This is a genomic window from Pseudomonas sichuanensis (genome assembly GCF_024749065.1).
GTDB lineage: Bacteria > Pseudomonadota > Gammaproteobacteria > Pseudomonadales > Pseudomonadaceae > Aquipseudomonas > Aquipseudomonas sichuanensis.
In genome coordinates this window covers 5013984-5037847 of record NZ_CP087185.1, presented here as the reverse complement: position 1 = coordinate 5037847, position 23864 = coordinate 5013984, and the positions used below count along the sequence as shown (strand labels likewise).

Annotated in this window: 20 protein-coding genes and 1 pseudogene; 13 read left to right on the top strand and 8 right to left on the bottom strand. The window is 65.4% G+C overall.

Going from position 1 to position 23864, the window contains the following annotated elements; translation table 11 throughout:
- The first annotated feature begins 7 nt into the window (after positions 1 to 7).
- Positions 8 to 970: a thioredoxin-disulfide reductase gene (gene trxB / locus LOY51_RS22670; protein ID WP_028689829.1), complete on the top strand. Its 963-nt coding sequence runs from the start codon at positions 8 to 10 to the stop codon at positions 968 to 970.
- Between the two features lie 177 nt (positions 971 to 1147).
- Here the strand turns inward: trxB and nadC are convergent, their stop codons facing one another.
- The gene (gene nadC, locus LOY51_RS22665; protein ID WP_125465493.1) at positions 1148 to 1996 is read right to left on the bottom strand and encodes a carboxylating nicotinate-nucleotide diphosphorylase; all 849 of its coding nucleotides are present in this window, start codon (positions 1994 to 1996) and stop codon (positions 1148 to 1150) included.
- 243 nt (positions 1997 to 2239) lie between these two features.
- Here nadC and LOY51_RS22660 point away from each other — a divergent pair, with 243 nt between their 5' ends.
- From LOY51_RS22660 to LOY51_RS27260, 5 genes and pseudogenes are all read left to right on the top strand, one after another.
- Positions 2240 to 4348, top strand: coding sequence for a DUF1631 domain-containing protein (locus LOY51_RS22660; protein ID WP_258643158.1), 2109 nt, complete (start codon positions 2240 to 2242; stop codon positions 4346 to 4348).
- A gap of 77 nt (positions 4349 to 4425) precedes the next feature.
- On the top strand, positions 4426 to 4992 hold the full coding sequence (gene ampD / locus LOY51_RS22655; protein ID WP_125465491.1) for a 1,6-anhydro-N-acetylmuramyl-L-alanine amidase AmpD: 567 nt from the start codon (positions 4426 to 4428) through the stop codon (positions 4990 to 4992).
- A complete protein-coding gene (gene ampE / locus LOY51_RS22650) occupies positions 4989 to 5819 on the top strand; it encodes a regulatory signaling modulator protein AmpE (protein WP_125465490.1) in 831 nt (276 codons plus the stop codon). The genes ampD and ampE overlap by 4 nt, the downstream gene beginning before the upstream one ends.
- Before the next feature lie 164 nt (positions 5820 to 5983).
- Positions 5984 to 7105: pseudogene (locus LOY51_RS27265) on the top strand (HAMP domain-containing protein); the annotation flags it as partial.
- Between the two features lie 144 nt (positions 7106 to 7249).
- Positions 7250 to 7963: a methyl-accepting chemotaxis protein gene (locus LOY51_RS27260; RefSeq protein WP_371923702.1), complete on the top strand. Its 714-nt coding sequence runs from the start codon at positions 7250 to 7252 to the stop codon at positions 7961 to 7963.
- Positions 7964 to 8064: 101 nt separating this feature from the next.
- On the opposite strand, the gene LOY51_RS22640 is transcribed toward LOY51_RS27260, so the two are convergent.
- Both LOY51_RS22640 and cra read right to left on the bottom strand, forming a co-directional pair.
- Positions 8065 to 8841: a TatD family hydrolase gene (locus tag LOY51_RS22640; protein ID WP_125860297.1), complete on the bottom strand. Its 777-nt coding sequence runs from the start codon at positions 8839 to 8841 to the stop codon at positions 8065 to 8067.
- Between the two features lies 1 nt (position 8842).
- Positions 8843 to 9838 (bottom strand): catabolite repressor/activator, encoded by a 996-nt coding sequence (gene cra, locus LOY51_RS22635; protein ID WP_258643153.1) that lies wholly within the window; start codon positions 9836 to 9838, stop codon positions 8843 to 8845.
- A gap of 295 nt (positions 9839 to 10133) precedes the next feature.
- Here cra and ptsP point away from each other — a divergent pair, with 295 nt between their 5' ends.
- Genes ptsP through LOY51_RS22620 form a run of 3 tightly spaced genes read left to right on the top strand, consistent with a single transcriptional unit; the run spans position 10134 to position 15659 of the window.
- Positions 10134 to 12986: a phosphoenolpyruvate--protein phosphotransferase gene (gene ptsP / locus LOY51_RS22630; protein ID WP_258643151.1), complete on the top strand. Its 2853-nt coding sequence runs from the start codon at positions 10134 to 10136 to the stop codon at positions 12984 to 12986.
- Between the two features lies 1 nt (position 12987).
- Positions 12988 to 13932 carry a 1-phosphofructokinase gene (gene pfkB / locus LOY51_RS22625; RefSeq protein WP_258643149.1) on the top strand — a complete coding sequence of 315 codons (945 nt, stop codon included), beginning with the start codon at positions 12988 to 12990 and terminating at the stop codon, positions 13930 to 13932.
- Complete coding sequence (locus LOY51_RS22620) at positions 13932 to 15659, top strand: PTS fructose-like transporter subunit IIB (protein WP_258643147.1); 1728 nt, start codon at positions 13932 to 13934, stop codon at positions 15657 to 15659. Before pfkB ends, LOY51_RS22620 begins: the two co-directional genes overlap by 1 nt.
- Before the next feature lie 63 nt (positions 15660 to 15722).
- On the opposite strand, the gene lepB is transcribed toward LOY51_RS22620, so the two are convergent.
- Positions 15723 to 16499: a signal peptidase I gene (gene lepB, locus LOY51_RS22615; RefSeq protein ID WP_258643145.1), complete on the bottom strand. Its 777-nt coding sequence runs from the start codon at positions 16497 to 16499 to the stop codon at positions 15723 to 15725.
- Between the two features lie 66 nt (positions 16500 to 16565).
- A complete protein-coding gene (locus tag LOY51_RS22610) occupies positions 16566 to 16790 on the bottom strand; it encodes a DUF3820 family protein (RefSeq protein ID WP_110995897.1) in 225 nt (74 codons plus the stop codon).
- Positions 16791 to 16994: 204 nt separating this feature from the next.
- Between LOY51_RS22610 and LOY51_RS22605 the strand changes: the two genes are divergently transcribed.
- Entirely contained in the window at positions 16995 to 17471 is a 477-nt protein-coding gene (locus LOY51_RS22605) for a ferritin-like domain-containing protein (protein ID WP_125465481.1), read from the top strand.
- Here the strand turns inward: LOY51_RS22605 and LOY51_RS22600 are convergent.
- Positions 17468 to 18970: a GGDEF domain-containing protein gene (locus LOY51_RS22600; RefSeq protein WP_258643141.1), complete on the bottom strand. Its 1503-nt coding sequence runs from the start codon at positions 18968 to 18970 to the stop codon at positions 17468 to 17470. The genes LOY51_RS22605 and LOY51_RS22600 overlap by 4 nt on opposite strands.
- Positions 18971 to 19547: 577 nt before the next feature.
- On the opposite strand from LOY51_RS22600, the gene LOY51_RS22595 reads away from it, so the two are divergent.
- The 3 genes from LOY51_RS22595 to LOY51_RS22585 all read left to right on the top strand — a co-directional run bounded on the left by LOY51_RS22595 (position 19548) and on the right by LOY51_RS22585 (position 21771).
- Positions 19548 to 20798, top strand: coding sequence for an IS256 family transposase (locus LOY51_RS22595; RefSeq protein WP_125858773.1), 1251 nt, complete (start codon positions 19548 to 19550; stop codon positions 20796 to 20798).
- 485 nt (positions 20799 to 21283) lie between these two features.
- Entirely contained in the window at positions 21284 to 21523 is a 240-nt protein-coding gene (locus LOY51_RS22590; protein WP_258643138.1) for a hypothetical protein, read from the top strand.
- On the top strand, positions 21520 to 21771 hold the full coding sequence (locus LOY51_RS22585) for a DUF3077 domain-containing protein (protein WP_110995893.1): 252 nt from the start codon (positions 21520 to 21522) through the stop codon (positions 21769 to 21771). The genes LOY51_RS22590 and LOY51_RS22585 overlap by 4 nt, the downstream gene beginning before the upstream one ends.
- A gap of 204 nt (positions 21772 to 21975) precedes the next feature.
- Here the strand turns inward: LOY51_RS22585 and LOY51_RS22580 are convergent, their stop codons facing one another.
- Both LOY51_RS22580 and LOY51_RS22575 read right to left on the bottom strand, forming a co-directional pair.
- Positions 21976 to 23301, bottom strand: coding sequence for an OprD family porin (locus tag LOY51_RS22580; protein ID WP_125860282.1), 1326 nt, complete (start codon positions 23299 to 23301; stop codon positions 21976 to 21978).
- Positions 23302 to 23506: 205 nt separating this feature from the next.
- A complete protein-coding gene (locus LOY51_RS22575) occupies positions 23507 to 23728 on the bottom strand; it encodes a hypothetical protein (protein ID WP_125465476.1) in 222 nt (73 codons plus the stop codon).
- Positions 23729 to 23864 lie beyond the last annotated feature (136 nt).

The following is a 23864-nucleotide window of genomic DNA, read 5'->3' as shown; positions in this document are numbered from 1 at the left end:
GTTCGACATGTCTGAAGTACGTCATTCGCGCGTCATCATTCTGGGTTCCGGCCCTGCCGGTTACAGCGCCGCGGTATATGCCGCCCGCGCCAACCTCAAGCCGCTGCTGATCACCGGCATGCAGGCCGGCGGCCAGCTGACCACCACCACCGAAGTCGACAACTGGCCGGGCGACCCCCACGGCCTGACCGGCCCGGCCCTGATGCAGCGCATGCAGGAACACGCCGAGCGTTTCGAGACCGAGATCGTCTTCGACCACATCAATGCCGTCGACCTGGCCAACAAGCCGTTCACCCTGCGTGGCGACAGCGGTACCTACACCTGCGACGCACTGATCGTCGCCACCGGTGCCAGCGCCCGCTACCTGGGCCTGCCGTCGGAAGAAACCTTCATGGGCAAAGGTGTTTCGGCCTGCGCTACCTGCGACGGTTTCTTCTACCGCAACAAGCCGGTTGCCGTGGTCGGTGGCGGCAACACTGCCGTGGAAGAGGCGCTGTACCTGGCCAACATCGCCAGCAAGGTCACCCTGGTGCACCGCCGCGATACCTTCCGTGCCGAGAAGATCCTGATCGACAAGCTGCACGCCCGCGTGGCCGAAGGCAAGATCGAGCTCAAGCTCAACGCCACCCTGGACGAAGTACTGGGCGACAACATGGGCGTGACCGGTGCGCGTCTGAAGAACAACGACGGCAGCTTTGACGAGATCAAGGTCGACGGCGTGTTCATTGCCATTGGCCACACCCCGAATACCTCGCTGTTCGAAGGCCAGCTGACCCTGAAGGACGGCTACCTGGTAGTGCACGGCGGCCGTGAAGGCAACGCCACCGCCACCAACGTCGAAGGCGTGTTCGCCGCCGGCGACGTGGCCGACCACGTCTACCGCCAGGCCATCACCTCGGCCGGTGCCGGTTGCATGGCCGCACTGGACGTAGAGCGTTACCTGGACGGCCTGGCCAACGCCGCGCACTGATGCATCAGGGGCTGCCTTGTAGCCCTTTCGCCGGCAAGCCGGCTCCCACAGAATCAGCGCATGGTTTGTGTTTGATGCGGTCGGGGTGGGAGCCGGCTTGCCGGCGATGAAGTCAGCACCGATCCAGAAATGAAAAAACCGGCCCTATGGCCGGTTTTTTTGTGCCTGTGGAAAACCTTACAGGCTCAGGCGCATCGACAGGTCTACCGCCTTCACATCCTTGGTCATGGCACCAATGGAGATGTAGTCCACTCCGGTCTCGGCGATCACCCGCAGGGTGGTCTCGTTGACCCCGCCGCTGGCCTCGAGCTTGGCCTTGCCGGCGTTGATGCGCACCGCCTCGCGCATTTCATCCAGGGTCAGTTCGTCGAGCATGACGATATCGGCCCCGGCCGCCAGTGCCTGGCGCAGCTCGTCCAGGCTTTCCACTTCGATTTCCACAGGCTTCCCCGGGGCGATGCGGTGCGCCGCAGCCACTGCCTGGGCCACGCCGCCACTGGCAGCGATATGGTTTTCCTTGATCAGGAAGGCGTCGTACAGGCCAATGCGGTGGTTGTGGCAGCCACCGCAGGTGACCGCGTACTTCTGCGCCAGGCGCAGGCCCGGCAAGGTCTTGCGGGTGTCGAGCAAGCGCACCTGGGTACCCTCGACCAAGTCGGCGAGCAAGCGTGCGCGGGTGGCCACGCCCGAGAGCATCTGCAGGAAATTCAGCGCCGAGCGCTCACCGCTGAGCAGCGAGCGTGCCGGGCCTTCGAGGTGGAACAGCACCTGGTTGGCGCTGGCCCGCTCGCCATCCGCCACCTGCCAGTGCACCGCCACCCGTGGGTCGAGCTGGCGGAACACCGCATCCACCCAGGCCGTGCCGGCAACCACGCAATCTTCGCGGGTGATGATGGTCGCCTTGGCCAGGCGCTCGGCCGGGATCAGCTGGGCGGTGATGTCGCCGCTGCCGATGTCCTCGAGCAGCGCGCGGCGCACGTTGGCTTCGATTTCGGCGGTCAGGTCGGCGAGGCGTAGGTTCGGCATGGTCGGCTCCACAAGCTAGATGGCGGCGATTATAGGGCAGGGGGGCGGTGTGTACAGCAGCGCGGACGATGACCGTTGGTCGGGCTCTGCGAGTGATTGCGGTAAAGCACGGTCTGTTGAGTCGTGCGAAAGGCACGCTGGCAGCTGTAATGATTTTCACAGATAATGGCGCCTTGTATTTGGCGTCATAGCTTTGACGATTTTTGCGCGGTCGATTACGCAACATCCATCAAGGAGTCCGGGATGCATGAAGAAGGCAAGGTGGTGCCCTTGGCGGCAGCCATCGATCGAGGTGCGCAAACGCCCTCGCCCAGCCTTCCGTTGTTGCTCCTGCAAGTGCGTGACAAGGCTGCGCTTCAGCTGCGCCAAGGCCTTCAGGCTTTGTTCGACAATGCCGACGACACCCTGTTCGAGATGGCCGACAAGGCCAGCGATCGTCTTGATCAGAATCTGCACTTCGAGGCCATGCGTGACTTGCGCCTCAAGCGCAAGAGCATAGAGCGCGGCTTCCTCGACACCTTCTACCAGGCCTTCGCCCTGATCGGTCAGGCCGATGCCATGGCCGCACCGGCGCATTCCGCCGTGGTCCAGGCGATGGTCGACCGTGTACTGTCGCGCGACGGTTTCGACTTGCTGCAACTGAACCTGCGCTGCGCCGCCCTGCTCGAGCAGGGCCTGGACCCGGCCTGCAACCCGCTGGGGCCTGGCAACCTGTGTGGCTACTTCCTCACTGCCGGGCGCAACCTGGGCGTGGGGCCTGAGGTCAAGCAGGTCCTGCTCAAACTGTTCGAGCGCTATGTGTTGCGCGACCTCGACCTGCTCTATGGCGAGGCCAACCAGTTGCTCGTCGCTGCTGGCGTGTTGCCTGACCTGGCGCCCGCGCCACGCCGTCGCGCCGACGATCGACGCAATATTCCCCGCAGGGTGGCGGCCAGCCCTGCGCAAGAGAGGGGCGCCGGGGTCGACGTTGCCGGTCAGGCGTTCTTCGCCTCCCTGCAAGCCCTGCTGGCCCCTGTTCGCGGGCGTATAGCGCCGCGCCTGCAGGCGGCCACCGACGCACAGCCGATCAGCACCGGCGACCTGCTGCGCCTTTTGACCCACCTGCAGCATTATGTTCCGGGCCCCGGCGAGGCAGACGATTTCGACCTGGGCATGCAGCTCGAACAGCTGGTGCTGCGGGTCAGCGTGCGCAGCGGCACACGCCGCTATATCGCCACCGGCGACGAAGACATGATCAACCTGTTCGGCCTGCTGTTCACCTTCATCGACGCTGACCACAACCTGCCAGCGACAGTGCGCGCGCTGGTCGGCCGCCTGCATATCCCGCTGCTCAAGGTTGCCCTGATCGACAAAGGCCTGTTCAGCCGCGCCAGCCACCCGGCACGCCGCCTGCTCAACGAGATCGCCGCCGTGGCCATCGGCTGGGAGGCCGACGGCGAGGGCCTGCACCGACGCGTCGAGCGCATCGTCCAGCGGCTGCTCAAGGACTTCGCCGAAGACTGTCAGCTGTTCGACGAACTGCTCGACGAGTTTCTTGCCTTCAGCCAGGACGAACGGCGGCGCAACGAACTGCTCGAGCAGCGCACCCGCGACGCCGAGGAAGGGCGCGCACGGGCGTTGCAGGCCAAGCTGCGGGTACAGCAGGCACTCAACCTGCGCCTGCGCGGCCGGGTGTTGCCGCAGGTGGTGGTGCAGATGCTGGAGCAGGCCTGGAGCCAGGTGCTGCTGCTGGCCTGGCTGAAGCAGGGCGAGGCCTCTGCGGCCTGGCGAGCAGGCCTGGTGACGGTCGACCAGTTGCTGGCCAGCATTGCCCCGCAGCGCGAACCTGCGCAGCTGCTGGAGCAGTTGCCCGGTTTGCTCAAAGCGTTGCGCGAGGGGCTGGCTGGCGTGGCGCTGGACGCCGCGGCCACCCGTGATTTCTTCCAGCACCTGGAGCAGTTGCACCAGCGCGCCTGCGGCGGCCCGTGGGTGCCCGATGATGCGTTGCAGGAGGTGTGCGTACAGGCCGATATCGTCCTGGCCACTGCCGAGCAAACGCCCGGTGGCCCATGCCTGGACGGCGATGAGCAGGCGCCCGCGCAGCGCCTGGTGGAGCACTTGCGCATCGGCGCCTGGATCGAGGTGCTGGACGACGAAGAGCCACTGCGCTGCAAGCTGGTGGCCCGCATCGACGGCAGTGATCGGCTGGTGTTCGCCAACCGTACCGGCATGAAAGTGCGCGAATGGAGCCACGCGGGCCTGGCCCAGGCGCTGTGCCTGGGCCAGGTGCGCACGCTCGATGACGGGCAGTTGTTCGAGCGCGCACTGGAGGCCGTGCTGGCGCGGCTGCGTGCCGAGCAGGGCATTGGCTGAACAATCATTTACATGCAAGCGCTGCACGTGCGCGGCATACTAAACGCCTGCCCCCGGCGTCATTCAGGATCTGCCCCATGCAATTGGACCATGCGACCGGCTGGTTCACCGGCGTAAGCCACTGCCCTTCACCGAACTGCAATGCCCGCCCTGACGGCGAGGCGATCTCGCTGCTGGTGATCCACAACATCAGCCTGCCACCGGCCTGCTTCGGCACCGGCAAGGTCCAGCAGTTCTTCCAGAACCGCCTCGACCCGAACGAGCACCCCTATTTCGCCAGCATCAGCCACCTGACCGTGTCGGCGCACCTGTTCGTCGAGCGCGACGGCGCGGTCACCCAGTTCGTCTCGCTGCTCGACCGCGCCTGGCACGCGGGTGTGTCGCGCTTCGAGGACCGTGAAGGCTGCAACGACTTTTCCATCGGTATCGAGCTGGAAGGCACCGACGACTTGCCCTACACCGATGCCCAGTACAGCGCCCTGCGCCAACTCACCCAAGCGATTCGCGCAGCCTGGCCAGTGATCGACCTGCAGCGCATTTGCGGCCATAGCGATATCGCCCCGCAACGCAAGACCGACCCAGGCCCGGCCTTCGACTGGCCGCGCTACCGCGACGCTGTGCAACGCAATGAGGACAAGGCATGAGCTTTCTGGTGTTGGTGCTGGCGCTGTGGTTCGAGAAGTTTTCGTCGCTGCGCCAACGGTTGCAGCGCGACGGTTTCTACCTTGGCGAACTGGTGCGCCTGGAGCGCAGCGGCAAGGTTCACCCCTGGTGGACCCTGGCCATCCTGATCCTCGCCCCGGTGGCGCTGCTGGTCCTGCTGCTGCATGTGCTGGAGCCGGTAGCCTATGGCTTGCTGGCGCTGCCGGTGCATCTGCTGGTGCTGATCTACAGCCTCGGCCGCGGTGACGTCAAAGCCGCCCTTGGCCCGTTCCGCGACGCCTGGCGCCGTGGCGACGACCAGGCCGCGCTGCACGTGGCCGAGCGCGACCTGGGGCTGGCCGCCGACGATGCCATGGGCCTGATCAAGCGGGCCCAGGGGCATCTGCTGTGGCAGGCCTACCAGAGTTTCTTCGCGGTGATCTTCTGGTACTTCCTGCTCGGTCCGGCGGCGGCGCTGGCCTACCGCTTGCTGGCCTTGACCGGCGAAAACAGCCGCCAGCCGGCGCTCAAGACCCTCGCCGAGCAACTGCGCCATGCGCTGGACTGGCTGCCGGTACGGGTGCTGGCGGTGAGCTTTGCCCTGGTCGGCAACTTCGTCGCAGTCACCCGGGTGATGCTGCACGAACTGCTCGACTGGCATATCAGCGCCGGCCATCTGGTGGCCAAGGTCGGTCGGGTAGCCGACGACATTCCCGAGGAAGAAGACCGCCAGCGCGGGCTGGAGCGGCTGGACAGCCTGTGGGAGCTGCTGCTGCGCAGCGCGGTGCTGTGGTATGCCTGTTTCGCCCTGTGGACGGTACTGGTCTGACGCAAGGGTTGAGGGCGGGTCGCTTAACCTTAAGTTACAAACCTTGAATTCATTCTGCGTTATACAAAGTGTTTGGCCCTCGATGGCCAAGTGCTACCCCGCAGAACAACAAGAATTCAAGGAGGTGACCTGTGAAGCGTCTGCTCTATCCGGCCATCGCGCTGATGAATCGGCTGAGCTTCGGCATGAAGTTCAGCCTGATCAGCGTCCTGTTCTTCCTGCCCATGCTGGTCACCAGCTTCTATCTGGTTCGCGACGCCTATAACCAGTTCCACGCCACCCGCGTCGAGCTGCAGGGCCTGGCCCCACTGGGCGAGAGCCTGGCGTTGCGGGGCGACCTGGAAACCCTCGGCAACCTGCTGCAGATCAACGCCGTACTTGGCCAGTCGGGCCAGGCCGGTGATGTGGAAGGCCGAATCGCCAGCTTGCAGGACAAGGTTCAGGCCCGGCTCGAGGCGCTCAAGGGTAGCGACCCGGCCCTCGAAGCCAAGCGCGCCGAGCTGGCCGACGCCTTCACCCGCGCCCGCGGCGAAACCTCGTTGCAGAACAAGGCAGCGTTGTTCGAAAAACTGCTCGCCCAGGCCCAAGTGCTGGGCAAGCTGGTTGCCAGCCAGTCGGGCCTCAACCAGGACAGCCAGGCCTCGGTGCGCCAGCTCGGCGAGCTGATCGGTAGTGCCACGGCGCAGGTCACCCAGGCCCTTGGCGAAGGGCGGGCGATGGGCTCGGTGGCCTTGGGCCGCGGCTTCATGGACTCCGCCGGCAGCGCCCGTTTCGAAGACCTGCTGCAACGCCTGGAGCGGCTCTCTGCCGACTACGCCATCCGCCTGGACGACGCCCTGGCTGCCGACAACCGGGCCAAGGCGGCGCTGGCGGCCAGTGCCCAGGCCAGCCAAGCCACGGTCAAGCAGGCCGCCAGCCTGTTCGAGGACCAGGTGGTGGTGGCCGAGACCCTGGACGCGCCCTGGGCCGGTTTCTACCAGCAGACCAGCGAGCTGATGGCCCAGACCTACCGCCTCAACGACGCCGTGCTGGCTCAATTGAACGGGCAACTGGAAGACCGCCTCGCCCAGCACCGCGTGCGCATGGTCGCCCTGGTCGCCGCGCTGGCCACGGTGTTCGTGCTGATCATCTACCTCTACAGCGGCTTTTACGTGTCCACCCGCGAAACCCTGGGCAAGCTCGGCAGCGCCATGGACAAAGTGGCCGCCGGCGACATGACGGTGAGTTTCCAGGCCAGCAGCCAGGACGAACTGGGCGAGCTGGGCCGTGGTTTCAGCGAGACCGTGCGGCGCATCCGCGGGTTGATCGAACAGGTCGGCCATACGGTAGCCACGGTCGAGGAACAGGCCGGCCAGGTGTTGTCGGTGTCGGCGCGCAGCAACCAGGCGGTTGGCGGCCAGCGCGAGCAGATCGAGCAGGTGGCCACGGCCATGAACCAGATGACCGCCACCGCGCTGGAAGTGGCGCGCAGCGCGGCGCTGGCGGCCGAGGGCGCACAACGGGTCAACCACGAAAGCGCCTCGGGCCGCGACCTGGTCGAAAGCCAGCAGGGCAGCATCGCCCGCCTGGCGGGGGAGATCGACCAGAGCGTGGTGGCGGTCAACCAGCTGGCCGCCGACAGCCAGGCCATCGGCCGGGTACTGGAGGTGATCCGCAGCATAGCCGAGCAGACCAACCTGCTGGCCCTCAACGCCGCCATCGAAGCCGCCCGGGCCGGCGAGCAGGGCCGCGGCTTTGCGGTAGTGGCCGATGAAGTCCGCACACTGGCCAGGCGCACCCAGGACTCCACCGAGGAGATCGCCCAGATGATCGAGCGCCTGCGCGAGGGGGTCGGTGCGGCGGTGCGGGTGATGGGCAGCAGCCACCAGATGGCCGCCGGTACGGTGGACGAGGCGCGCCAGGTGCAGCAGGCGCTGGGCAACATCCTTGGCGCGGTCAGCGGCATCGTCGAGCAGAACCAGCAGATCGCGGCAGCGGTGGAGCAGCAGACCGCCGTGGCCCACGACATCGACCAGAACATCGTGGCGATCAACCGGGCCGCCCAGGACACTACCGAAGGTGCCTGCCAGACCGAGGATGCCAGCCGGGCGTTGTCGGTGCAGGTGGTGGAGTTGAAGCGGTTGATCGGGGCGTTCAGGGTTTAGTGACTGCCTGTACCGGCCTCATCGCCGGCAAGCCGGCTCCCACAGGCCGTCACTGTGGGAGCCGGCTTGCCGGCGATGAGGCCGGTAGGAGCACCACACAACTACCAGCCAAACAGCTCGCCGGCATTACGGCTACTGGCCTCGGCCAGCAGCCCGACGTCAACCCCCATCACCTCGGCCAGCGCCGCGGCGATCTCCGGCAGGTGCTCCGGGCTGTTGCGCATCCCCGGGTACATCACCGGCGCCATGTCCGGCGAGTCGGTCTCCAGCACCACGCTGTCCAGCGGCAGGCGCGCCAGGGTCTTGCGCAGCCGCAACGCCTGTGGCCAGGTCGCCGCGCCGCCCAGGCCCAGCTTGAACCCCAGCTTGAGGTACTCGCGCGCCTCTTCGTAACTGCCGGCAAAGGCATGGATGATCCCCGCCCGCTGCGGTTTGTAGCGTTTGAGCGTGGCGATCACCTGGGCGTGGCTGCGGCGCACGTGCAGCAGGGCCGGCAGTTCGAAGTCGCAGGCCAGTTGCAGTTGGGCTTCGAACAGCGCTTGCTGGCGCTGCGGGTCAAGTTCCGGCAGGTAGTAGTCCAGGCCGAACTCGCCCACCGCGCACAGGCGCGGGTCGCCACGCAGGCGCTCCAGCCAGTCGCGCAGATGCACCAGGTGCTCTGGGCGATGCTGATCGAGGTAGACCGGGTGCAGGCCGAGTGCGGCGTACAGGCGCGAGTCACTGCAGGCCAGCTCCCACACGCGCTGGAAGTTGGCCTGGTACACCCCCAGCACCACCATCCGCTCCACCCCGCGCGCTGCCGCGTTGGCCAGCAGCTGCGGGCGGTCTGCGTCGAAGTCGGGGAAGTCCAGGTGGGTGTGGGTGTCGATCAGGCGCATGTCAGGCGCCCGGAATGCGTTGCTTGAAGGTGCGACCGATGGCGTGCACGCCGGGCTCGTAGCGCTTCTCTTCGATGGCGGCCAGCGCCAGCTCCAGCGCGGTGGCGGCAATCAGCCCGTGCTGCTGGGCCATGGCGTTGACCGGCAGTGGCAGGAAGTCGAGCAACTGGTTGTCACCGAAGGTGCCCAGTTGCAGCTGGCGCGAATCGGCCGGGCGCGCCTGCAAAATGTCGAACACCCCTTGCAGCAGCACATAGGAGGTGGTCACCAGGGCGTCCGGCAGGCCGCCGTGTTCGGCGATCAGTTGCTGCATCAGGCGCTGGCCGCACTCGCGGCTGAACGCATCGCCCTGGTAGCGGCGCACTTCACCGGCATAGGCATGCATGGCCTCGTCGAAGCCACCGGCGCGGGCCTGGCTCACCGACAGCTCGGGGCGGGCGCCGATCAGCGCGATGCTTTGTGGGCGGGTTTTCAGCAGGCTCTCGGCGAGCTGGCGGCTGGCGTCGCGGTCGTCGCTGATCACCGAGCAGAAGTGCGCCGGGTCCAGGCGCCGGTCGATGGCGATCACCGGCAGGCCCTTGTCCTGCAGCTCACGGTAGCTGTCGTCCTCGGGCGGCAGGCAGCTGGCGACGAACAGCGCATCGCAGCGGCGGGCGCGGAACAGTTGCTGCAACTGGTGCTCGCTGCCGGGCTGGTCGTCGCTGCTGGCGATCAGCAACTGGTAACCACGGGCGCGGGCGCCCTGTTCCAGCTGCTTGGCGATGCGGGCGTAGCTGGGGTTCTCGAGGTCGGGGAGAATGAAGCCCAGGGTGCGGGTGTGCCGGCTGCGCAGGCCGGCGGCCTGCGGGTTGGGGGTGAAGCCATGGGCCTCGACCACCGCGCGCACGCGCTCGACGGTACTGTTGCTGATGCGCTGCTGCTCGGCCTTGCCATTGATGACGTAGCTGGCCGTGGTCACGGACACACCGGCCAGACGGGCGATATCGCTGAGTTTCACCGAATTTTCCTTGTTATTTCCGGGGCTGACTGCTTGCCTGACCGGGTAGTTTCACCCAAGCGCAGGCCCGCGCGCAGACGACCATTGTCGCAATTGTCCGACAGGATGGGGCTTTTTCGTCGGCAGATTATCGAGTAACGTGGCCGCTTGGTCAGATTAATCGTTTCAGCTTGGCTGATTTTTCCTGCTTGCCACATCCAGCCTGGCCACTTGCGCTGATCAATTGAACGGCTTTTGCCGGAAAATCCACAACAATACCTCGGTACCCCACCTGGGCGCCGGAAAGGAGAAGGTCATGCTCGAGCTTGCCGTGGAGCAGATTGCCATGGGCCAGAAGGCTGCCGACAAAGGCGAGGCGTTGGCCTTGCTGGCCGCGCGGCTGGTGGCCGACGGGCTGGTTGCCGAGGGCTATGTCGACGGCTTGCGCGCCCGTGAGGCGCAGGGCTCGACCTTCCTCGGCCAGGGCATCGCCATCCCCCATGGCACACCGCAGACCCGTGAGCTGGTGTTCGCCACCGGCGTGCGCCTGCTGCAGTTCCCCGAAGGGGTGGACTGGGGCGATGGGCAAATCGTGTACCTGGCCATCGGCATCGCCGCCCGTTCCGACGAACACCTGCGCCTGCTGCAACTGCTCACCCGCGCCCTCGGCGAGACCGACCTGGCCGAGGCCTTGCGCCGTGCTGGCAGTGCCGAGGCCTTGCTCAAGCTGCTGCAGGGCGCCCCCCAGGAACTGGCACTGGATGCGCAACTGGTCGGCCTCAACCTGGCCGCCGAAGACTTCGACGAACTGGCCTGGCGCGGTGCACGCCTGTTGCAGCGCGCCGGCTGTGTCGACAGCGGTTTTGCCGCCGTACTGCAACAGGCCGAGCCGCTGCCCCTGGGCGAAGGCCTGTGGTGGCTGCACAGCGAGCGCCAGGTGCGCCAGCCGGGCCTGGCCTTCGTCACCCCGCAAACACCCCTGCGTTACCGCGATCAGCCACTCAATGGCCTGTTCTGCCTGGCCAGCCTCGGTGCCGCGCACCAGGCCTTGCTCGAACGCCTGTGCGAAGTGCTGATCGAAGGCCGCGGGCAGATGCTCTACCAGGCCACCAGCAGCCGTGCCGTGCTCGAAGTGCTCGGCGGTGAAGCGCCTGCCGACTGGCCCAGCGCCCGGGTGGCGCTGGCCAACCCCCATGGCTTGCATGCCCGCCCGGCCAAGGCGCTGGCGCAACTGGCCAAGGGCTTCGACGGTGAGATCCGCGTGCGTGTGCTCGACAACCCCCAGCCTGCGGTTTCGGTCAAGAGCCTGAGCAAGCTGCTCAGCCTGGGCGCCCGGCGTGGCCAGGTGCTGGAGCTGATCGCCGAACCGGCCATCGCCAGTGACGCGCTGCCGGTATTGCTGGCCGCCATCGAGCAAGGCCTTGGTGAGGAGGTGGAGCCACTGCCGGCCGTTACCCAGCCTGTCGCCGAGGCATCCGCGCAGGTGCTTGAGGCGCCGCTGCCCGGCAGCACTGTCCAAGGCGTCGCGGCAGCCCCCGGGATTGCCAGCGGCCCGGCCTTTGTGCGGGTCGAGCGCGACATCGACTACCCCCTGCGCGGCGAGTCCCCGGCACAGGAGCGCCTGAAATTGCGCAGCGCCGTGGCGGCGGTGCACGCCGAGCTGCAGGCCCTGGTGCAGCGCAGTGACAAGGCCATCGGCGAAATCTTCGTCACCCATCAAGAGATGCTCAGCGACCCGGCCCTGATGGACGAGGTCGAGCTGCGCCTGGCCCAGGGCGAAAGCGCCGCCGCCGCCTGGATGGCCGTGATCGACGCCGCCGCGCGCCAGCAGGAGGCCCTGCACGACACCCTGCTGGCCGAGCGCGCCGCCGACCTGCGCGACATCGGCCGGCGGGTGCTCGCCCAGCTGTGCGGTGTGCAGCAGGCCGTCGAGCCGACACAACCCTACGTGCTGGTGATGGCCGAAGTGGGCCCCTCGGACGTGGCGCGCCTGGACCCGGCACGGGTCGCCGGCATCGTCACCGCCCAAGGGGGCGCCACTGCGCACAGCGCCATCGTTGCCCGCGCCCTGGGCATCCCGGCGGTGGTCGGTGCCGGCGCGGCGATCTTGCTGCTCGACAGCGGCACGCCGCTGTTGCTCGACGGCCAGCGCGGGCGTGTCGCCATTGCCCCGCCCGCCGATGAACTGCAACGCGCCCTGGCCGAACGCGATGCCCGCGAGCGGCGCTTGCAGATCGCCTGGGCCAACCGCCATGAACCGGCAGTGACCCGCGACGCCCACCGCGTCGAAGTGTGCGCCAACATTGGCGAAAGTAGCGGCATCGACAAGGTGGTGGAGCAGGGCGCCGAAGGCGTCGGCCTGCTGCGCACCGAGCTGATCTTCATGGCCCACCCGCAGGCCCCCGACGTGGCCACCCAGGAAGCCGAATACCGCCGCGTGCTCGACGGCCTGGGCGGGCGGCCACTGGTGGTGCGCACCCTCGACGTGGGCGGCGACAAGCCCTTGCCCTACTGGCCGATCGCGGCGGAAGACAACCCCTTCCTCGGCGTGCGCGGCGTACGCCTGACCCTGCAACGCCCACAGGTGATGGAAGAGCAGCTGCGTGCCCTGCTGCGCGCGGCCGACAATCGCCCCCTGCGGATCATGTTCCCCATGGTCGGGCAGGTGCACGAGTGGCGCGCCGCCAAGGCCATGGTCGAGCGCTTGCGCCTGGAGATCCCGGTGAGCGACCTGCAGGTCGGGATCATGGTCGAGGTGCCGTCCGCCGCGTTGCTGGCGCCGCAGCTGGCGCGTGAGGTGGACTTCTTCAGCATCGGCACCAACGACCTCACCCAGTACACCCTGGCCATCGACCGCGGCCACCCGAGCCTTTCGGCCCAGGCCGACGGCCTGCACCCGGCAGTGCTCCAACTGATCGACATGACCGTGCGCGCCGCCCACGCCGAAGGCAAATGGGTGGGTATCTGCGGTGAACTGGCGGCCGACCCGCAGGCGGTCGCGGTGTTGCTGGGGCTGGAGGTGGACGAGTTGAGCGTCGCCGCCCGCAGCATCCCCGAAGTCAAGGCACTGGTGCGCCAGGCCACCCTATCGACGGCCCGCGCCCTGGCGCGCGAGGCCCTGCAACAAGACAGCGCCGAAGCGGTCCGGGCGCTGGTGGAGCGTTACTGAAATGGCCAAGATCCTCACCCTTACCCTCAACCCGGCGCTGGACATCACCGTCAGCCTCGACCGCCTGCAGGCCGGTGCCGTCAACCGCAGCCAGGCCCAGCACAGCCATGCCGCCGGCAAGGGCCTGAACGTCGCCCAGGTGCTGGCCGACCTGGGCCACAGCGTCACCGTCGGTGGTTTTCTCGGCCAGGAAAACCTGCAACCCTTCGAGGCGCTGATCGCCCAGCGCGGCTTTGCCGACTGCTTCGTCCGCGTGCCTGGCGAGACCCGCAGCAACATCAAGCTGGTCGAGGCCGACGGCCGGGTCACCGACATCAATGGCCAGGGCCCGCAGGTCGATGAGGCCGCCAGGAACGACCTGCTGCACCGCCTGGCGCAGGTAGCGCCGGGGCATGATGCGGTGGTGGTGGCCGGCAGCCTGCCACGGGGGATCAGCCCGGACTGGTTGCGCGAGTTGCTGCAGATGCTCAAGGTGCAGGGCCTGAAAGTGGCCCTGGACAGCAGCGGCGAAGCCTTGCGCGCCGGCCTGCAGGCCGCGCCCTGGCTGGTCAAGCCGAACACTGACGAACTGGGTGAAGTGCTCGGCTTGCCAGTGGACGGCCTGGCACAGCAACGCGCCGCCGCCGACCAGTTGCTGGCCAGTGGTGTCGAGCATGTGGTGGTGTCCCAGGGCGAGCACGGCGTCACCTGGTTTGCCGCAGGCCTGGCGCTGCATGCTCAGCCACCGCAGGTGCGCATCGCCAGCACCGTGGGCGCCGGTGATTCACTGGTGGCAGGCATGGTCCATGGCCTGCTGCAGGGCGAAGCGCCCACAGCTACCTTGCGCCGCGCCACCGCGATCGCCGCCCAGGCGGTCACCCAGGTCGGTTTCGGCATCCACGACCGCGAGCAACTGGCGCGCCTGGAAGCCGCCGTGCACCTGACAGAACAACAAGAGGGCTGCTGATGAACATTGCCATTGTCACCGCCTGCCCCAACGGCCAGGTGTCCAGCGTGCTCAGTGCGCGCCTGTTGGCCGCCGCCGCCCAGCGTCGAGGCTGGAGCACCAGTGTCGAAGTGCAGGAGGCCGAACACCCCGAGCGGCGCCTGTCGCCCGCGCAGATCGCCGAGGCCGACTGGGTGTTGGTAGTGAGCACCGGGCCGGTCGATCTGGCCCGTTTCACCGGCAAGCGCCTGTACCAGAGCACGCCGGCCCAGGCCCTGGCCGACCGCGAAGGCTTTCTTGACGAAGCCGCCGCCAAGGCCCGGGTGCACGAGCAGCAATCCGCCCCCAGTGCGGCAGCCAGCACGCCGAAGATTGTTGCGGTAACGGCTTGCCCGACAGGCGTTGCCCATACCTTCATGGCCGCAGAGGCGCTGCAGCAGGCCGCCCAGGCCCTGGGCTACACGCTGACCGTGGAAACCCAAGGCTCGGTAGGCGCCCGCAACCCATTGCCGGCCGAGGCCATCGCCGCCGCCGACGTGGTGCTGCTGGCCGCCGACATCGAAGTGCCCACCGCGCGCTTCGCCGGCAAGCGCATCTACCGCTGCGGTACCGGCATCGCCCTCAAGCAGGCCCGCGCCACCCTGGACAAGGCCCTGGCCGAAGGCAAGGTGGAAAGCGCCGCTGATGCCGCCAGCGCCCCGCAAAAAGCCGAGAAGACCGGCGTCTACAAGCACCTTCTGACCGGCGTGTCGTTCATGCTGCCGATGGTGGTGGCCGGCGGCTTGCTGATCGCCCTGTCGTTCGTGTTCGGCATCGAGGCCTACAAGCAGCCCGGCACGCTGCCGGCGGCATTGATGCAGATCGGCGGCGAAGCGGCGTTCAAACTGATGGTGCCGCTGCTGGCCGGCTACATCGCCTGGTCCATCGCCGACCGCCCGGGCCTGGCGCCGGGGATGATCGGCGGCCTGCTGGCCGGCACCCTCGGCGCAGGTTTCATCGGCGGCATCGTCGCCGGCTTTCTCGCCGGTTACAGCGCCAAGGCCATCGCTCGCTGGGTGAACCTGCCCAGCAGCCTCGAAGCGCTCAAGCCGATCCTGATCATCCCGCTGCTGGCCAGCCTGTTCACCGGGCTGGTGATGATCTACGTGGTCGGCCAGCCGGTGGCGGCCATGCTCGCAGGCCTCACGCACTTCCTCGACAGCATGGGCACCACCAACGCCATCCTGCTCGGGCTGCTGCTCGGCGGCATGATGTGCGTCGACCTGGGTGGCCCGATCAACAAGGCCGCCTATGCGTTTTCGGTGGGTTTGCTGGCGTCGTCCAGCTACGCGCCGATGGCGGCGACCATGGCAGCCGGCATGGTGCCGCCGATCGGTCTGGGCATCGCCACCTTCCTTGCCCGGCGCAAGTTCGCCCAGAGCGAGCGCGAGGCCGGCAAGGCGGCGCTGGCGCTGGGGCTGTGCTTTATCTCCGAGGGTGCCATCCCGTTCGCCGCCAAGGACCCGCTGCGGGTGATCCCGGCGAGCATCGCCGGCGGCGCCTTGACCGGCGCGCTGTCGATGTACTTCGGTTGCAAGCTGATGGCCCCGCACGGCGGGCTGTTCGTGCTGCTGATCCCCAATGCCATCAACCACGCGTTGCTGTACTTGCTGGCGATCCTGGCAGGGAGCCTGGTGACGGCGGTGGTGTATGCCGTGATCAAGAAGGGCGAGCAGGTGGAGATGGTGGTGGCGCCGGCCAAGGGCTAGCGCCCATCGCGGTGCAAGTCGCATCGGCGCACCGCCGCTCCCACATTGTTAGCCCCGCGATGGCTATTCGAAGGTCGTACCGATCCGCTGGCGATTCTTCGCGTACCAGACCCCGTTAACCTTCGCCGTTACATCCGCCACTGCGACCTGGCCGAAGTAACGGCTGTCGGTGCTGTTGTCGCGCCGGTCGCCGAGCAGGTAGACATGGCCGGGTTCAACCACCAGGGGCGCCAGGCTCAGTGAATAAGCGCTGCGCACCATCTCGGCGGGTGCGTGAAACAACCCCAGGTTGCGGCCATTGACCAACAGTTCGCCCGCAACGATCTCCAGCCGGTCGCCGGCCACCCCCGCCACGCGCTTGAACCCTTCCACATTGCCCTGGCGGTACAGCACCACATCCCCCACCTTGAGATCGCCAAGCAAGCGCGAGTCGCTGACGATGTGATCGCCGATCTGCAGCGCCGGCTCCATCGAGCCCGAAGGAATCTGGTCGAGCCGGTAACCGAACAACGGCCCCCGCAGCACCACCAGCACGCCGGCCAGCACTACCACCGCAGCGGCGTAGGCCACCAGGCGTGCCCCGGGTGGTTCGCTGCCCGGGTGGCCGCGCCAGGCGATCCAGGCGGCCAGGCAGGCCGAGCCGAGCTTCAGCGCCAAGGCGACGCACAGGCCGACGATCACCGCCTTGGGCGTGGCGAACAGGCCGATCAGGAAGAAGTCGATGAGGAACAGTGCCAGCAGTATCAGCGCCCAACGCAGGCGGCCTACATAGTAGAGCCCTGAGCCTGCGATCAGCAGGGAAATGACAAACGCCGATGAAGCGGATTGACGCGATTGCATGGAAGGTCATTCGTCCTTGAAAAGAGTTCTTCGAGTTTTCGGCGGGTACAGCGCAGTCTTGAGCGCTCAGCCCTGACGTGTTTTTGCGCGCAGCGGCACCAGCAGGTCGGCCAGGCCGTTGTGGTCGATCTCATGCATCAACGCCAGCAACGCGCCCAGCTCGCCATGGGGGAAACCCTTGCGCGCAAACCACGCCAGGTAGTCGCCCGGCAGGTCGGCGATGATCCGCCCCTGGTACTTGCCAAAAGGCATGGTGCGGGTAACCAGCAGTTGCAGGGATTCAGGTTTCATTGGCGCGGCAGCCTGTGGCGGGTGAAGCGCGGACGATACTGCAATCTGCACGACGACCCAAGCGGCGATCATGCAGAACGCACCAGCACGACGGTTTCGCAATAACTGTAAATTATTGATTTTTATAAATTATTTTTAACCGGCAAGCCTGGCATGAAGCCTGCTCCAGTTAAGGTGACTATCACCTGCCAAGGAGTTGTTGCCATGAGTAACCCCAACAAAGACGTCATCGATGTGCTCAACGACCTGATCGAGTACAGCAAGGACGGCGAGAAGGGCTTCAAGACCTCCGCCGAGGATGTGAAGAACCCACAACTCAAGGCGTTCTTCGTTCAGCGTGCCGGCGAGTGTGCCAATGCCGCGGCCCAGCTGCAAAGCGAAGTCCGTCGCCTGGGTGGCGACCCGGAAACCAGCACCAGCATCAGCGGCGACCTGCACCGTGGCTGGGTCAACCTCAAGTCGATGGTCACCGGCAAGGATGAAGCGGCGGTGCTCAATGAAGTGGAGCGCGGTGAGGATCACGCGCTCAAGGCCTACAAGGATGGCCGTGAGAAGCTGGTGAAACTGGGCCGCACCGCCAGTGACCAGACCTACATGCTGGTGGAAAACCAGCTGCAGGGTGTACAGCGCAACCACGACCAGGTGAAGGCGCTGCGCAACGCAGCCCGCGCCGCTTCTTAAACCTGAGGGCCCTCTACCCGGTTACGGCCATTGGCCTTGGCCCGGTAGAGCGCTTCGTCCGCGTCACCCAGCAGCCGGGTCAGGTCGTGCTGGGTGCCGGGGATGTGCAGGCCGATGCCGACGCTCACCGTCACCGAGCGTTCGTCCGCGCCGAACGGCGGCATCGACTCGACGCTGGCGCGAATACGCTCGGCCAGCAGCAGCGCGCCGGCCAGTTCGGTCTCCGGCAGTACCACCTGGAACTCTTCCCCGCCATAACGCGCCGCCAGGTCCGCCGGGCGCCGAATGCAATGCTCGATGGTCTTGGCCACCTCGCGTAGCACATGGTCGCCGCCGGCATGGCCGTGGCGCTGGTTGAACGCCTTGAAGTGATCCACATCCACCATCAGCACCGCCAGTGGCTTGCGGTTGCGCTGGGCGCGTGCCCATTCCAGGCGCAGCACCTGGTCGAGCCGGCGGCGGTTGGCCAGCCCGGTGAGGCTGTCGGTGGCAGCCAGGGTCGCCAGGCCCTGCTCGGCATCGTGGCGCCGGCGCAATTCACGGCCCAGCAACAACGTGAGCCAGAGGATGCCGATGCACAGCACGCCGGTGGCCACACTGACCACGATGGCCGTGCGCCGCCAGGACTGGAACACCTCGTCGGTGGAGTGCACCACCAGCACGATCAACGGCAGGTCGGCGACCCGGGCGAAGGTGTACATGCGCTGGGTGTCCTGCAGGCTCGACCTGGCCGTGAAGCTGCCACTGCGCTCGCTGAGGATGCGCTTGAAGTTGGGCCGTTCGCTGAAGCTGGTGCCGATCAGCGGGTCCTGTGGCCGGGAAGGCTGGCGGGCCAGCAGCTGGCCGTCGGTGTTGAGCAGGTTGATGCTGCTGTCGTCGCCGATGTCCAGGCGCTCGAACAGCCGGCTGAAATACGACAGGCGCAGGGCCCCGGCGGCCAGGCCGACGAATTCACCGTTGCTGCCGGAGATCCGCCGGCTGAAGCTGATGCACCAGTCCAGGTCGCCCAGCCGGGCCTTGAACGGTGGGCTGATCAGCAGGCCCAGGCCGGGGTGGTCGCGGTGCCGCTGGAAGGGGATGGTGTCGGCGAAGTTGGCCTGGCGGGGCACCACGCTGGTGGAGTCACCGACCACATCGCCCTTGGCGTCGAGCCAGAGAATGTCGCCGCGCACCGGTGCCGATATCGCCTGGCTGAACAGGATCTGCTGGCGCAGGCTGGGCTGGACGCTGAGCAATTCGGGGTGTTTCACGGCCCAGATCAGGCCTTTGAGGGATTGGTCGTAGAGTTCGACATTGCGCACGATGTCGCTTTCGATCAGCTGCACGATGTTGCCCGAGGAGCGGATGGCCGACTGCTCGACGCTGTCGCGCTCGCGCGCCAGCAGGTAGCTGACGATGCCCACTATGGCGAGCACGGCGAGGCAACTGCCCAGGTTGAGGATCAGTTCGGGGTGCGACTTGTACAGGGCTGAACGCGGTGATCGGGTAACTGACGTCATGCTCGCTACTGCATAAGCCCCTTGATCCATGGGGGATGGGCCATTACGCGGCGGCGGTATTCTAAGGAACGGTGGATTGTCGGACAAGAATTATGGTGATTCGTCCGACGAAATCGTGGGGGGCGGGGAGTCTGGTGGCGGGCTTGGGGTCGCTTGAGGGGTATCGGGTGGCTGGTTGTTGATGGCGTCAGGGCATACAGGGGCCTGGCTGTTGATTGCATCAGGGCATGAAGGTGCTTGCCGCAGCCCTTGCAGCGCCTATCAGATCGAGCGCCGCCCGCGCGGCGCTTCGCGGGTAAACCCGCTCCCACAGTTTGTTTCGGGCCAATTATTCCTATGAAAGTACCGGCGCCTGCCTTGGTGCATGCCTTGAGTCATGCGGGGCGGCGGCAACGCCCACAATGAAACCGCGTCGTACCAACAAGGCGGACCAGGTAAAGGCCCAGGAGAGACTGGCCCGAAACAAACTGTGGGAGCGGGTTTACCCGCGAAGCGCCGCGCGGGCGGCGCTCGATCTCATAGGCGGAGGGTGTCAGAAATTTTGTGTTCGGGCATACCATGAGTAAGAGGTGCATGTATGCCAACCAAAAAGAAACCGCTTCGAGAGTTACCGAAGGTCCCGAAAGAGCTGCTTGAACAGTTTTCCGCGACCCCACTGATGACCGCAGAGGCTATCGAAGAGGCCTCTGCCGCCTTCAAGAAAGCACTGATCGAGCGAGCCCTGAACGCCGAACTTGGTCATCACCTGGGCTATCCGCCGGGCGCGCAGCGCCCAGAGGATGAGACCAACCAGCGCAATGGCACGAGTGGCAAGACTGTACTGACAGGCGATGGCCCGCTACGGCTGGATATCCCTCGGGACCGTGACGGCAGTTTTTCGCCCATTCTGATCCCCAAGCATGAGCGCCGTTACACCGGATTCGATGACAAAATCATCGCCATGTACGCCCGTGGAATGACGGTCAGAGAGATCCGGGCCTTCCTGTCCGAGCAGTATGGAACCGACGTTTCACCCGATTTCATCAGCTCTGTGACAGACGAGGTCATGGAAGAGATTGGCGCGTGGCAACAGCGGCCACTGGAGCCGATGTACCCGGTCATTTTCTTCGATGCGCTGCGGGTGAAGATCCGCGAAGAAGGTCTGGTTCGCAACAAGGCCATTTACTTGGCCCTGGGCGTTCTCCCCGACGGGACGCGCGATATCCTGGGCATCTGGATCGAGAACACCGAGGGTGCGAAGTTCTGGATGAAGGTCTTTAACGACCTCAAGAAGCGTGGCGTCGAAGATGTGCTGATTGCCGTGACCGATGGCCTCAAAGGCATGCCAGAGGCCCTCAGCGCAGTGTTTCCAGAAACGACGCTGCAGACGTGCATCGTGCACCTGATCCGCAACAGCCTCGACTACGCGGCCTGGGACAAGCGGCGGGCTCTGGCCAAGGAGCTGAAGCCGATTTACCAAGCCATCAATGCTGAAGCGGCAGAGCAAGCACTCGATGAGTTTGAGAACGGGCCGTGGGGCGAGAAATATCCGACGGTGGTGGCTGCTTGGCGACGGGCTTGGGATCGCGTGATTCCATTCTTTGTTTTCCCGCCCGCCATCCGAAAGGTGATCTATACCACCAACGCCATCGAGAGCATCAATGCCCAGCTACGCAAGGTCATCAAGACTCGCGGGCATTTCCCGAATGATGATGCAGCGACCAAACTGATTTGGCTGGGATTGCGCAACATCACAGCCAATTGGGGAAAACCGGCCCATGACTGGAAAAGCGCGATGAATCAATTTGCGATTTTGTACGGAGATCGGTTCATCAGGCCGACCTGGTGAAAATCAGGGCCTGCCTAGCGGCAGGCCATTACCGGCCCGAACACAAAAAAACTGACAGTCCCCATAGGCGCTGCAAAAACACCGGCAAGCACCTGGTGGCCCTGACCCCATCTTTCGACATGCACCTGGTGGCCATTACCAGCTCCCGATCAGCCACCCCGCAACGGCGTACGACATTTCCGAATATGAAACCAAATACTTCAGTCAGGCCATGCTTGGGACCTATCCTACGCGCCTGCCGGAAGGTTCCAGATATGCCGGGACAATCATCAGGGATAACTTTCTCGGGTCGCCGAATGGTGACCGGGCGTGAGAAACCCGAACGATGTTGGTCCCGCACGCTGTTATGGCAGTCGTGCATGGGCAGACTTAGGTCTGGCCGGGTTCCAATGTCCTCGGCTTTCTCACCCCATGTACGGCTGCCACCCTTGTCTCGTGAGAAAGGATGAGCTGGCGGTTTCCTTTATCGATATTGGGAATTGCATATGAAAAAGCTAGTCCCCGATCCCCCCATCCCCTACATCAGCATCATCGACCACCTGACCCACGACGCCGCCATGGCCCACGCCGCCGTGCTGATGTCGACCATGAGCCGAACCCTGGACGCCTACCGCGCGTTCCCCCCTGACGACCGCCCCATGGTCCTGATGGAAAACGTGGCCATCCTCAGCCAGTTGCTGCGCTGCCTGTTCGACCATGCCCGGTCACTGCAGGTGACGCCATGAGCGACAAACCCGAACCCGCCTTCACCGCAGGCGTCGAGACCTTCCTTGAGTTGTACCGTGTCCAGCCCGATATCCCGTTCAGCCGGGCATTCGATGAGCTGTCGATGTTGCAGGGCTGCATCCTGCACCTGACGACCGAGGCGGAAATGGAGGGGGATTTGCTGGCCGGCAGTGCGGCGCGGATTCTCAGCGCGATGGCCAAGGCACTGGTCAATGACCTGGAACTCGGGTTGAACAGAAACTGCTGAAACCTTGCATATCCTGTTTCATCGGTATCGCGGCAATAGCACTTACCGTGGGAGCGGGCTTGCCCCGCGAGCACCGGCGAAGCCGGTGCCGTATATCGCGGTGCTGCAATCGCGGGGCAAGCCCGCTCCCACGTTTACCTTCGGTCTGGCGTTTTCAGTGCCGGCGAAACGAGGGCGAAGCCCTCGCCGTGCGCCGACGTCAGATCAGAACACGTTCACCGGGTAATCGACGATCACCCGCACTTCGTCGTTATCCGACTCTGCCGCGTAGGCCGCATTGGCCCGGTGGCTGGCATAGCGCAGCAGCACCGACAAATCCTTCAGCTGGCCTTCCTGGAACACGTACTTCAGGTCGAAGTCACGCTCCCAGTGGGTGGCGTGCTTGCCATCTTCGTTGTAGTAGTCGTAGTGCGTGGTGTCCTGGGTGGCTTTGGTCAGGTCCGCCTCGCCGCGCGAGTACGACAGCGAGCTGGTCAGCCCCGGCACGCCGACACCGGCGAAGTCATAGTCGTACTGCAGCTTCCACGAGCGCTCGTTGGGCGCGTTGAAGTCCGAGTACATGCGCGAGTTGTCCAGGTAGATGCTGTCACCCAGGTTGATGTAGTCGAACGGCGTGTTGCCGTTGACCCGCTGGTAGGCGGCGGTGACGCTGTGGAACCCGGCGGCCACGGTGAAGTGCAGGCTGTAGGTGTTGTTGTCGATCTTGCCCAGCAGCGACTGGCCGGTGTCCTGGGTATGGTAGTAGTGCGCGCCCGGGTTCAGGCTGACCAGGTCGTTGACCTGGTAGGTGTAGTCGAAGTCGGCGTAGTACTGGTTCCAGATGTCCTTCAGCTCAGCGGCGTAGACATTGGCGGTGACGTTTTCGGTGCCGCTCCAGGACGCGCCGGCCCAGTTCAGGTGCTTGCTCTTGTCGCCGTCTTCCAGTGCACCGTAGTAGGTGTCGATACGGCGGTGGCCGCTCTGGTTGTACGGTTTGGTGAAGCTTACCTGGCCACCTTCGAGCATCAGCCCGTCGATGCTGGTGTTGGTCAGGGCGAAACCACGGAAGGTCTGCGGCAGCATGCGCGATTCGCCGCCGGCGATCACCGGGTTGGTGAGGAACAGGTCACCGGCCTTGAACTCGGTGTCGAAGCCCTTGAGCTTGATCGCCCCGCCCGCAGTGGAGAACGAGTGCGGGGCAGCGCCCTGGCTGCCGTCGTCCTTGACGTGGTTGGGCAGGATCGAGGTGCCGGCATGGCCCGCGCCACCGTCGAGCTTGAGGCCGAGAATGCCGTGGGCGTCCAGGCCGAAGCCGATCACACCAGGGGTGTAGCCGGACTCGAAGCGCGCCACGGCGCCCTGGCCCCATTCGCGCTTGTCACGCACGTCGCGGTTGAGTTCGTTGCGGTTGAAGTAGGCATTGCGAAAATGCAGGTTCAGCGTAGAGCCTTCGATGAAGCCATCAGCCTTGTCTTCATCGGCCTGGGCGGCCAGGGGCATCGTTGCGGTTAACGCAAGGAAAAGCGGGGTAAAACGAAACGCGAAAGACACCGGTACAAACTCCTTTGGTCAAGCGGTGGGGCAGTTTTTTATTGTCGTGTTCTGCAAGTTTCTTATTAGAGACGCAGCAGCCTGGCTGATATTTTCGACACATAAAAAAAGCCGCTGATGAGCAGCGGCTTTGAAAGGCTAACATATCGGCACCGCGGGTGCCCATGTGTAGCCAAGGGAAGATGGGAGGTGCGACGGTGCGCGATCAGCTATCGACATTGGCGTCGCTGGAAACCTTCGAGGCTGTCTGTTCTGCGGACTCGCCGGCGTCGGCCTTGTGCGCCAAGGCTTCGCGGGATTCTTGGTGAACAGCGGCAAGTTCTGTATTGCGGGTGACGAAGGCCTGGGATTCTTCGGCCATGGCCAGTGGCGACAACAACAGGGAAGACAGGACGAAAACGCTGGCAATACCCATACTGTTGGACATTTGAAACTACCTTCTTGCGGGGGCAAGTGTTAATGGAGACAGGGCTAAAGTTAGTCGTTTCCCTAGGCCTGAAACAGCACCCCGTTCGATAAGCACTGTTGCGAAAAATGTAATTGTAGGCGCTTGCATGCGCGGA